The organism is Bordetella genomosp. 1 (assembly GCF_002261335.1).
In the GTDB taxonomy this organism is placed as follows: domain Bacteria; phylum Pseudomonadota; class Gammaproteobacteria; order Burkholderiales; family Burkholderiaceae_B; genus Bordetella.
Map to the genome: position 1 here is coordinate 201,605 of NZ_NEVL01000003.1, position 10,174 is coordinate 211,778.

Here is a 10,174-nt window from a genome sequence, read left to right on the forward strand (position 1 = left end):
GACAGATGTTCGCCAACTGCCAGCTGATGGGCATGGATCTCGCGTTTCCCGACGTGTGCAAGACGCCGCCGGCGGCGCTGATGCCGCTGCCGTATCCCAACATGGCGCTGGGGCCGATGGCGGTGCCCAATGCCTGGAACATCCTGTTCATGGCGGCGCCCGCGCACAACATGGCCACCATCACGCCGATCACGCTGGGCGACATCCCCGGCGCGGCGGGCGGCATCATCTCGCAGACCTTCATGAGCCAGTCGCGCCACATCACGGGCGCCTTCACCTGCATCGTGCGCGGCACGCCGGTCACGCGCATCACCAGCCTGGCGCTGCAGAACCGCTGCAACGCCCTGGGCATGCGCATCGTGCCGAGCCAGTTCAAGCTGCTGGTGCTCGCGCCCTGAGGCGGGCGGAACGCGCGATGGACACGCATTATCTTCCTCCCGAGCAAGGCAGCGCCGACACGCCAGGCGTGCCGGCCGCCGCCGCCGGCCAGCGTCTGCCGGCGGTGTTCTGGCGCATGCTGGAGGAGGAACCGTACGCGCACGACCTGTTCAATACGCTGCGCTGGATCGACGCGCGCGGCGGGGCGCGCGACCCGCTCGGGCGGGCCGCTTCGCCGCGCGCCGAGCCCGTGCGCGTGCGTCAGGAGCCGTCGCTGTCGTTCGCGCCGGCCACGCTGGCCGCCGCCCGGGCGCCGCGCGACGGCCGCCCGGGCGAGGTGGCGGTGTTCGGCTTCGGGCTGTTCGGGCCCAACGGGCCGCTGCCGCTGCACATGACCGAACACGTGCGCGAACGCATCCAGCACCAGGGCGACCGCACGCTGGCGGCCTTCGCGGACATGTTTCACCACCGGCTGGCGCTGCTGTTCTATCGCGCCTGGGCCGACGCCCAGGGCACGGTCAGCATGGATCGCGGCGAGGATCGCCACACCCGCTACGTGGCGAGCCTGCTGCACATGGGCCAGCCCTCCATGCGCAAGCGCGACGCGGTGCTCGACCATGCCAAGTACCACATGGCCGGCCACCTGGTGCGGCTCACGCGCAATCCCGAGGGGCTGGTGCGGATCCTGCGGCGCTTCTTCGGCGTGCAGGCCCGCGTCGAAGAGTTCGTGCCGCAATGGATCCGCATCGAGCCGGCCCAGCAGCTGAGGCTGGGCGGGACGGCGGGCCTGGGCCGCGACACGCTGCTGGGCGGCGCCGTGCGCGACGGCCAGCACAAGTTCCGCATCCAGCTCGGCCCGCTGCCGATGGCGCGCTATCGCGACTTCCTGCCGGGCGGCGCGGGCGCGCGCCAGCTGCTGCACTGGCTGCGCCAGTACATCGGCATCGAGTTCGCGTGGGATGCGCGGCTGGTGCTGCGCGCCGAGGACGCGCAGGGCGTGCGCCTGGGCCAGCCCGCGCCGCTGGGCCTGGCGAGCTGGCTCGGCACGCGCCCGGCGCACCGGGGCGACGCCGCCGACCTGTGCGTCGACTACGAGAGCCGCGCCCGCGAGGCGCATTCCGCCGTTTCCTGAGACCGATTTTCCGTAGCAGAAGAACACCATGTCCGATATCGGCCGCATCGATCTGTTTGGCAAACTCAACCCGTTGCTCTACCAGTCGCTGGAGGGCGCGACCGCGTTCTGCAAGCTGCGCGGCAATCCCTATGTGGAGCTGGCGCACTGGCTGCACCAGATCCTGCATGGCGGCGACAGCGACCTGCATCGGATCGCGCGGCGTTTCGAGCTCGACAGCGACCAGCTGCTGGCCGACACCGCCGCCGCGCTGGACCAGCTGCCGCGCGGCGCGAGCTCGGTGTCCGATCTCTCCGAACACGTGGACCAGGCGGTCGAGCGTGCCTGGGTGCTGGGCTCGCTGCGCTATCACGCGCAGCGCATCCGCAGCGGCCATCTGCTGGCGGGGCTGCTCAAGACCTATGCGCTGCGCAACGTGGTGCTGGCCATGTCGCCGCTGTATGCGCGCATCGTGCCCGACGTGCTGGTCGAGGAGCTCGAGTCCATCGTGCAGGGCTCGCCGGAAGATGCGCCCGCAACCACCGGCGAGGCCGCCGCGCCGCGGCCGGGTGGCAGCGCGCTGCAGCAGTTCGCGCAGGACCTCACGGCCCGGGCGCGCGCCGGCGAGATCGACCCGGTGACCGGGCGCGACCCCGAGATCCGCCAGATCATCGACATCCTGATGCGGCGCCGGCAGAACAACCCGCTCCTCACGGGCGAGGCCGGCGTGGGCAAGACCGCCGTAGCCGAGGGCCTGGCGCTGCGCATCGCCGCGGGCGACGTGCCGCCGCCGCTGCGCGAGGTGCGGCTGCTGCTGCTCGACATCGGCCTGCTGCAGGCGGGCGCCGGGGCCAAGGGCGAGTTCGAGCAGCGCCTGCGCAGCGTGATCGACGAGGTGCAGGCCAGTCCGCAGCCGGTGGTGCTTTTCATCGACGAGATCCATACGCTGGTCGGCGCGGGTGGCGCGGCGGGCACGGGTGACGCCGCCAATCTGCTCAAGCCGGCGCTGGCGCGCGGCCAGCTGCGCACGGTCGGCGCCACCACCTGGGCCGAATACAAGAAGTACATCGAGAAGGACCCCGCGCTCACGCGGCGCTTCCAGGTGGTGCAGGTGCACGAGCCCGACGAGGCGCGCGCCTGCGACATGCTGCGCGGCCTCGCCGGCGCGCTGCAGGCGCACCACGGCGTGCTGCTGCTCGACGAGGCGCTGCGGGCCGCGGTGCGGCTGTCGCATCGCTACATTCCGGCGCGGCAGTTGCCCGACAAGGCGGTGGCGCTGCTCGACACCGCCTGCGCACGGGTGGCGGTGAGCCAGCACGCGGTGCCGCCGCAGCTGGAGCAGGCGCGGCGCCGCATCGAGGCGCTGGAGATCGAACGCGGCATCGTGGCGCGCGAGGCCAGGCTGGGCCTGCGCGACGGCGCGGCCGAGGCCACGCTGGCCGGGGCGCTGGAGACGGCGCGCGCCGAGGAAGCCGGGCTGGCACAGCGCTGGGAGCAGGAGGCGGCGCTGGCCGCGCGCGTCTTTGCGCTGGCGCGCGAGGTCGAGGACGCGGCCACGCCGGCCGAACGCTTGGCCGGCCTGAAAGACGAGTTGGCCCAGGCGCGCGCGGCGCTGCTGCAGGGCCAGGGCGAGAGCCCGCTGATTTTTCCGGCGGTCGATGGCGCGGCGGTGGCCGCGGTGGTGGCCGACTGGACCGGCATTCCCGTGGGCCGCATGGTCAAGGACGAGGCGCATGCGGTGCTGAACCTGGCCGACACGCTGGGCCGCCGGGTGCTGGGCCAGGCCCCGGCGCTGCAGACCATCGCGCAGCGCGTGCAGACCGCGCGCGCCCGCCTCACCGATCCCGGCAAGCCCGTGGGCGTATTCCTGCTGTGCGGGCCGAGCGGCGTGGGCAAGACCGAGACCGCGCTCGCGCTGGCCGAGACCCTGTATGGCGGCGAGCAGAACCTCATCACCATCAACATGAGCGAGTTCCAGGAATCGCACACGGTGTCGACGCTCAAGGGCGCGCCGCCCGGCTACGTCGGCTACGGCGAGGGCGGCGTGCTGACCGAGGCGGTGCGGCGCCGGCCCTACAGCGTGGTGCTGCTCGACGAGGTGGAGAAGGCCCACGCCGACGTGCACGAGCTGTTCTTCCAGGTGTTCGACAAGGGCGCCATGGAAGACGGCGAGGGGCGCGCGATCGATTTCCGCAACACGGTGATCCTGCTGACCTCGAACGTGGGCGCGGACCGGGTGGCGGCGCTGTGCGCCGACCCGGAGCTGATGCCCACGCCGCAGGGCCTGGCCGGCGCGCTGCGCGAGCCGTTGTTGCAGGTATTTCCGGCGGCGCTGCTGGGCCGCATGACGGTGGTGCCGTATGTGCCGCTCGACGACGAGATGATGGCGCGCATCGTGGCGCTGCAGGCCGCGCGCGTGGCGCAGCGCCTGCTCGACCATCACGGCGTGACGCTGGACCTGCGGCCGCGCGCCGTGGCGCAGGTGGTGGCGCGCTGCACCGAGGTCGAGTCGGGCGGGCGGCTGGTGGACGCCATCCTGACCAATGCCGTGCTGCCGCCCATCAGCCGCGCGCTGCTCGAGGCCCAGGCCGGCGGCCGCGCGCTCTCGCGCGTGGCGGTGGACGCCGAGGCGGGCGAGTTCGTGTTCGATTTTGCCTGAGCGCGGGAGACGCCGGATGACATCGACCAGGAGGTGCGCGTGAACATGCGGGCAATGGCCCAGTCGGGCGACGTGGCCGCGCTCAAGCGGCCCGGCGAGGTGCTGCTGGTGGGGCCGTGGCACGCGTTCGCGCGCGTCTCGCCCACCTTGCTCATCACCGACGCCAGCGCGTTCCGTGCGGCGCTCTATCCGTTCGTGCGCGACGACACGAACCGCAACCAGCTGCTGACCATGTACCGGCGCATCATGTGCACCGGTTCGACCAACTGGCAGCAGTCGCCCGAACAGGTGGTGGACCACGTGGCGGGCATGGCGCAGGTGGGCGCCGTGGCCGCGATGCTGGTGCCGGACGCCGTCTCGGACGGCGGCAACCAGGTGCCCGACGTGCCGGCCGCCATGCTGGAGGCGCCGCCCGGGCCGGTGTCGCAGTGGCCGCTGCAGGCGCGCTTCGCCTACGTGCTGCGCCGCGCGCTCGACTTCATGGCGCCGGCGCTGCGCGAGGAATTCGCCAAGCTGGTGTCGCCCGAGGCGATCGCGGCGGTGGTCGCGGCGCTGGTGGTGTGGGCCGGCTCGCACGCGGTGGGCGTGGGCCAGGTGATGGACGTGATCCTGATCGCCGTCGGCTTCGCGCTGGCCGGCTGGGCCATCTTCGACGCGGTCGGGCACCTGATCGACTTCATCACCGGCACGGTCGGCGCCAAGACCCACGCGGACCTGGACAAGGCGGCACAGGCGCTGGCCGCGGGCGCGGCGGCGCTGGGCGCCGGCGTGGTGATCGCGCTGCTCACGCGCGGCGCGGGCCGGCTGGCGCGCCAGGCCGGCGGCAAGCGCCGCGCGGCCCAGGCCGAGGAACTGGGCGAGGGCAGCGGGCAGCGCGGCGGCGGCTTGCCGCCCAACCGCGCCGCGCTCGACCCCAACGAGGTGCGGCTGTCGCAGAACACGGTGTCGAACAACCGGGTCGATCGCCTCACCGGCGAGCGCTACACCTACGACGACCTGGTCGACAGCATGCGCACCAAGGGCTGGCAGGGCGAGCCGGTCGACGTGGTGCGCATGCCCGACGGCAAGCTCACCAGCATGGACAACACCCGCATCACCGCCGCGCGCGAGGCCGGCATCGACGTGCAGGCCACCATGCGCGACTACAACGAGCCGCTCACGCGCGTCATGCAGACCGAGCGCAACTGGCAGCAATACGACACCTGGGGCGAGGCCATCTCCGGCCGCATCGGCAACCAGTCGGGCGGCTTCGGCAAGGCGAACCCCTACGGCTCCTACGAAACCCCACGCATCACAGGACGAAAATGAAGCCCTTTCTCTACCAGACCCCGATCCTGCCCGAAGGCTTTGTGTGGCCGCAGGCCTATCTCGCGCTGGTGCAGTCCGGCGCGTGGCCGGACCTGGCGCCCTGGCAGTTCCTGGCGCGCGACATGGCGCGCACCCTCAGCACCTATGGCGCGCTGCTGCTGAAGTTTCCGGGCCGCCCGCTGGTGCCGTTCGCCGAGATCGACGATCCGAGCGGCTTCTACAACGACGGTTACCCGGTGGTGGCCTGCTTCGACGGCCGCGAGCCCGCGGTGGTGCGCATCTTCGATTACGGCCGGCCCAAGCAGACCCCCTGGGACAACCTCAGCTATCCCGATTTCGACGCCTGGATGGCGGCCGCGCGGGAGGAGTCGCTGCGCTACAAGGCCGACCTGTCGGAACACGCGGACGACTGAGGGAGGAGCTCAGGCTTGTTCGTCGCGCACGCATACGCTGAGGAATCCGGGAGGCACCGCCGCCGCCAGCCACACGCCGTTGTCGGCCTGCTGGAAGGCATGGCCGCGCGCCTGCATGGCCTGCGCATCGATCTGCAGCAGCACCGGCGTGCCGTAGCGCCGGCCCACCGCGATGGCGGTGGCCGGGTCGGCCGACAGGTGCACGTGATGGCGCTCGCCGGGCTTGAGGCCCTCGCGCAGGATGGCGTCGAGAAAGCGCGTGGCGGTGCCGTGGTACAGCGTGGCGGGCGCCGCGCGCACCGGGTGCGCGAGCGCGACGGCGGCGCTGGTGTGGCCCTGTGCCGCCCGGATGCGGCGGCCGTCGTCGGAGATGCTGAAGCGCTTCTTGTCGCTCGTGCGCACGACCGCGTCGAGCAGGGCGCGGTCGATCGCGCGGCCGTGTACGGCCGCCCGGGCGAGCAGCGTGTCGATATCGGTCCAGCCTTCGCTGTCGAGGACGATGCCGATCTCCTGCGGCGCATGGCGCAGGACGTAGCTGAGGAACTTGCTGGTGTCGGTGTGGGAGGCGCTCATGGCCGCCATGATACGCCGCGCGTCGTGACAGCGGTCTTGCGCCGCCGTGCTGCGCCGGCGCGGCCGCGCGCGCTGCGGCTGGCGCGGCTACCGGCCCGCGCGCGCGGGCCGGAGGCGGGCGCCTCAGCGGCGCGGCGTGGGCATGCGCACGTGGGCGCCGCCGTAGTCGCGCGCGCCCTGGCGCTGCGCCTGGGCGCCGTCGTCGCCGCGTGCGCGGCCCTCGTCGAGCGCGTCGCGGATCGGCGAGCCCTCGCGCTCGGCCTCGCTTTCGCTCAGCACGCCCGGGGTGGCGTCGCTCATGACGTGACGCAGGTGCGGGCTGTCGGGGCTGTCGAAGGCGGCCAGCGGATCGCCGGGCTCGCCCGCATGCAGGCCGGCGGCCTGCAGATGCGCGAGCGGATCGGCGGGGTTGCGTTCCATGTCGGAGCGCAGCGCGAAGGGATGGGCATCGACGTCGGGCGCGGCGCCGACCGGCAGCGTGCCGGGACCGAACAGATCGGCGAACACGTCGCCGGCCGGTGCGGCGGGCGCCTCGGCCGCGGCGAGCGGGTCCGGCATGGCGCCGGCATCGTCGTGTGCGGCGTCGGTGGGCACCGGCGTGGCGGCCACGGTTGCGGGCGCGACGGTTTCGCCCGCAACCGTTCCTGCCAGGGACGGCGGTGCGTCGCTCGCGTCGGCGCCGGGCAGCGGGTCGTGCAGGGCCGGCAGATCGAGCGAGATGGCGGCGAACGGCACGGCGGCGGCGCCGGGCACGGCGTCCAGGCCGGCGAACAGCGGATCGGGCTCGGCGGCGCTGTCCTGCGGCGGCTCGCCCAGCGCCAGCGCGTAGGGGCCGATCTCCAGCGTGTCGCCCGCGCGGACGGTGGCGCGCTGCCAGGGCGCCACGGCGACGCCGTTGATGCGCACCGGCGCCATGCCGCTCAGGTTCAGCAGGGAGCAGCGGTCGTGGCCGTCGATGCGCAGCGCGGCCTGCAGGCGGCAGATCTCGCCGGGTGCGGCCGGCAGCGTCAGGACATTGCCAGGCGCGCTGCCTATGGTGCCGCCGTCGCCGTCGAAGTCGGCGGCAAACGGCACGAAACGCCGGTCGGTCTGGTGCTGCAGGGCGGTGAGTTTCATACGGTCTCCTGGTGGCCGCAAGGGCCGTCGGGCCTGCAATCAGCGGGCGGCGCGGGCCTGCTCGAACACCGGACCCCATTGCGGATGGCCGGCTTCGCTGGGCGCGAGCGTGAAGTTCGGATCGAGCTGCAGGATGCGCGAGAAACCGTCGCGGCACAGTTGCGCGTAGTTGCTCATGCAATAGCTGAACGATTGCAGCTTGAGGGCCTCGATGCGCGTCGCATCGGGCGCGCTCGCGAGCACGTCGGAGCGCGCGACACGGCGGATGACCTCGCCGTAGCGGCCGGCGCCGTAGTCGTCCTTGACGCGGCCGAGCTCGGCCGTCTCTTCGGCGCTGGGCGCGCGTTGGCTGGCGGACGGGGTGACGGCGCAGCCCGCGAGAATCAGCAGCGCGACGGCCGCGGTGGTACTGCGCAGGGTCTTGATCGTGGTCATGGTGCGGTTCGGGTCCTTCCGAAGGAGATACGACGGGGGCACGGCGAATGCCGCAGCATGATATCGAGCGCGGCCGCTGAAATTACGACGGAAGGTTTCGAGATTGCTTCGATTGCGTTGCGAATGTATGTGGAAAGTAAGTCCGGTAACGCCTTGAAGACTTCACTTGCCAGTCATTTTTCTCAACTGAAAATACGCGCTTTGCGTAAGAACCGACAGAAGAGGGGGGACGTATGACCTATCCCGTCTGGGCCCGGTGGCGGGCCTTCGGACGCGCGGTGATCCTGCTGGGCCTGGTCGCGGCCGTGGCAGGGTGTTCATCCACGGCCAAACAGGTGGCGGTGCCGTACGCGGTGGAGCTCACCGCGGCCAAGGATGTGAACCCCGACGCGCGCGGCCGCGCCTCGCCTATCCAGGTCACCATCTTCGAGTTGCGTTCCTCGAACCAGTTCGAGGCCAAGGATTACTTCACGCTGCTGGGCAACGCGCAGGCCGCGCTGGGCGTCGAACTGCTCGACACCGAGACGGTGATCCTCAAGCCCGGCGAGAGCCGCGTGGTGCGCCGTCCCGGCAACGTGCAGGCGCGCGTGATCGGCGTGGTGGCGGCCTACCGCGACCTCGACGAGAGCGGCTGGCGCCGCACGGTCAATCTGCCCGAACCGCAGAACACCAACATCTACAAGGTCTGGCAGTTTTCCCCGAGCGAGGAGCCCGTGCCGATCACGGTGGGCCGCGAGGGCATGGAAGTCATTCAGAAACCGCGCTCGTGGTGGTCGATCTTCTGACGACCTCCCGGCGCTCTTGCGAGTGCGATCGATGGCAGCGTATGACAAAGTCGTGTGGTCCGAGGGCATGTTCCTGCGGCCGCAGCATTTCCAGCAATTCGAACGGTATCTGGACCAGACCGGCAGGCTGCGCGCGCCGCAGTCATACGGCTGGGGCTTTCACGAGCTCGAGATCGATGACGACGCGCTCGCCATCGGCAAGCTCGTGCTGCGCCAGGCGCAGGGGGTGCTGCCCGACGGCACGCCCTTCGTGTTCCGGCATGTGGACGACGCGCCGCCGGCGCTGGAGGTGCCGGCGGGGCTGCGCGACGCGCGCATCGTGCTGGCGTTGCCGCGCCTGCGCGCGGGCTCGGCCGACGTGGTCTATGAAGACAGCGACAAGACCCTGGCGCGCTGGCTGGTGCACGAAGAAGAGGTGGCCGACAGCGGCGCGGTGGGGCTGGAGCCCGCGCTCATGCAGCTGGGCCGGCCGCGGCTGCGCCTGATGCCCGAGAGCGAGCTGGGCGACGACTGGGTCGCGCTGCCGGTGGCGCGGGTGCTGGAGCGGCGCGCGGATCACCGCGTGGTGCTGGACGCGCACTACATCGCACCGTGGCTTGCGAGCGGGCGCCACGAGGTGCTGGCGGGCTATGTCGACGAGCTCTACGGCCTGCTCACCGCGCGCGCCGAATCGATGCACCAGCGCCTGGCCGAGCCGGGCCGCGGCGGCGTGTCGGAGGTGGCGGACTTCCTGTTGCTCGAAACCGTGAACCGCTACACCGGCGCGCTCTGGCACGCGCGCCAGACGCCGGCGCAGCATCCGGAACGCCTGTTCCACGACTGGCTCATGCTGGCCTGCGACCTGTCGACCTACACCACGGCGGAACGCCGTCCGCGCGTGCTGCCGGAGTACCGCCACGACGACCTGCGCGAGAGCTTCGAGCCGCTGATGCAGGAGCTGCGGCGCTCGCTGTCCGTGGTGCTGGAGCAGCACGCCATTCCGATCCCGCTGCACGACCGCGGCCAGGGCGTGCGCGTGGCGCAGATTCCGGATGCCGAGCTGCTGCGCAGCGCCGCGTTCGTGCTGGCGGTGCACGCGGAGATGCCCTCGCAGACGCTGTCCACCCGCTTTCCGGCCCAGGTCAAGATCGGGCCGGTGGACCGCATCCGCGACCTGGTGCACCTGCAGCTGCCCGGCGTGACGGTGCGGGCGCTGCCGGTGGCGCCGCGCCAGATTCCCTACAACGCCGGCCACGTGTACTTCGAGCTCGACAAGGGCGGCGACTTCTGGAAGCAGCTCGAACGCAGCGGCGCGATGGCGCTGCATCTGGCGGGCGAGTTCCCGGGCCTGTCGATGGAGTTCTGGGCCCTGCGTGACTGAGCGACTGTGAACGGGCGGCGTGTGCCGCCGGAGAAT

10 protein-coding genes are annotated in these 10,174 nt (G+C 71.8%); 7 read left to right on the forward strand and 3 right to left on the reverse strand.

Annotated features, from left to right (window positions below; all coding sequences use genetic code 11):
- Positions 1 to 5 precede the first annotated feature (5 nt).
- Genes CEG14_RS09405 through CEG14_RS09425 form a run of 5 tightly spaced genes read left to right on the forward strand, consistent with a single transcriptional unit; the run spans position 6 to position 5,869 of the window.
- On the forward strand, positions 6 to 398 hold the full coding sequence (locus CEG14_RS09405) for a DUF4150 domain-containing protein (RefSeq protein WP_094826119.1): 393 nt from the start codon (positions 6 to 8) through the stop codon (positions 396 to 398).
- A gap of 17 nt (positions 399 to 415) precedes the next feature.
- On the forward strand, positions 416 to 1,510 hold the full coding sequence (gene tssG / locus CEG14_RS09410; protein ID WP_094826120.1) for a type VI secretion system baseplate subunit TssG: 1,095 nt from the start codon (positions 416 to 418) through the stop codon (positions 1,508 to 1,510).
- Positions 1,511 to 1,538: 28 nt separating this feature from the next.
- Complete coding sequence (tssH, locus tag CEG14_RS09415; protein ID WP_094826121.1) at positions 1,539 to 4,148, forward strand: type VI secretion system ATPase TssH; 2,610 nt, start codon at positions 1,539 to 1,541, stop codon at positions 4,146 to 4,148.
- Positions 4,149 to 4,187: 39 nt separating this feature from the next.
- Positions 4,188 to 5,456, forward strand: coding sequence for a hypothetical protein (locus CEG14_RS09420; RefSeq protein WP_141243305.1), 1,269 nt, complete (start codon positions 4,188 to 4,190; stop codon positions 5,454 to 5,456).
- Positions 5,453 to 5,869 (forward strand): hypothetical protein, encoded by a 417-nt coding sequence (locus CEG14_RS09425; protein ID WP_094826123.1) that lies wholly within the window; start codon positions 5,453 to 5,455, stop codon positions 5,867 to 5,869. The genes CEG14_RS09420 and CEG14_RS09425 overlap by 4 nt, the downstream gene beginning before the upstream one ends.
- A gap of 9 nt (positions 5,870 to 5,878) precedes the next feature.
- Here CEG14_RS09425 and CEG14_RS09430 read toward each other — a convergent pair whose 3' ends face one another.
- From CEG14_RS09430 to CEG14_RS09440, 3 genes are all read right to left on the reverse strand, one after another.
- Positions 5,879 to 6,442: an RNA 2'-phosphotransferase gene (locus CEG14_RS09430; protein ID WP_094827467.1), complete on the reverse strand. Its 564-nt coding sequence runs from the start codon at positions 6,440 to 6,442 to the stop codon at positions 5,879 to 5,881.
- 123 nt (positions 6,443 to 6,565) lie between these two features.
- On the reverse strand, positions 6,566 to 7,558 hold the full coding sequence (locus CEG14_RS09435; RefSeq protein WP_094826124.1) for an FHA domain-containing protein: 993 nt from the start codon (positions 7,556 to 7,558) through the stop codon (positions 6,566 to 6,568).
- Between the two features lie 39 nt (positions 7,559 to 7,597).
- A complete protein-coding gene (locus CEG14_RS09440) occupies positions 7,598 to 7,993 on the reverse strand; it encodes a TssQ family T6SS-associated lipoprotein (RefSeq protein ID WP_094826125.1) in 396 nt (131 codons plus the stop codon).
- Positions 7,994 to 8,226: 233 nt separating this feature from the next.
- On the opposite strand from CEG14_RS09440, the gene tssJ reads away from it, so the two are divergent.
- Together tssJ and tssK are read left to right on the forward strand one after the other, a co-directional pair.
- Positions 8,227 to 8,778: a type VI secretion system lipoprotein TssJ gene (gene tssJ / locus CEG14_RS09445; RefSeq protein WP_094826126.1), complete on the forward strand. Its 552-nt coding sequence runs from the start codon at positions 8,227 to 8,229 to the stop codon at positions 8,776 to 8,778.
- Between the two features lie 31 nt (positions 8,779 to 8,809).
- On the forward strand, positions 8,810 to 10,138 hold the full coding sequence (tssK, locus tag CEG14_RS09450) for a type VI secretion system baseplate subunit TssK (RefSeq protein ID WP_094826127.1): 1,329 nt from the start codon (positions 8,810 to 8,812) through the stop codon (positions 10,136 to 10,138).
- Positions 10,139 to 10,174: the final 36 nt, after the last annotated feature.

Bases quoted from the DNA above. Each gene is read 5' to 3' on its own strand.
- CEG14_RS09405 (WP_094826119.1), top strand. From the start codon at position 6: ATGTTCGCCAACTGCCAGCTGATGGGCATGGATCTCGCGTTTCCCGAC.
- tssG (WP_094826120.1), top strand. From the start codon at position 416: ATGGACACGCATTATCTTCCTCCCGAGCAAGGCAGCGCCGACACGCCA.
- tssH (WP_094826121.1), top strand. From the start codon at position 1,539: ATGTCCGATATCGGCCGCATCGATCTGTTTGGCAAACTCAACCCGTTG.
- CEG14_RS09425 (WP_094826123.1), top strand. From the start codon at position 5,453: ATGAAGCCCTTTCTCTACCAGACCCCGATCCTGCCCGAAGGCTTTGTG.
- CEG14_RS09430 (WP_094827467.1), bottom strand. From the start codon at position 6,442: ATGAGCGCCTCCCACACCGACACCAGCAAGTTCCTCAGCTACGTCCTG.
- CEG14_RS09435 (WP_094826124.1), bottom strand. From the start codon at position 7,558: ATGAAACTCACCGCCCTGCAGCACCAGACCGACCGGCGTTTCGTGCCG.
- CEG14_RS09440 (WP_094826125.1), bottom strand. From the start codon at position 7,993: ATGACCACGATCAAGACCCTGCGCAGTACCACCGCGGCCGTCGCGCTG.
- tssJ (WP_094826126.1), top strand. From the start codon at position 8,227: ATGACCTATCCCGTCTGGGCCCGGTGGCGGGCCTTCGGACGCGCGGTG.
- tssK (WP_094826127.1), top strand. From the start codon at position 8,810: ATGGCAGCGTATGACAAAGTCGTGTGGTCCGAGGGCATGTTCCTGCGG.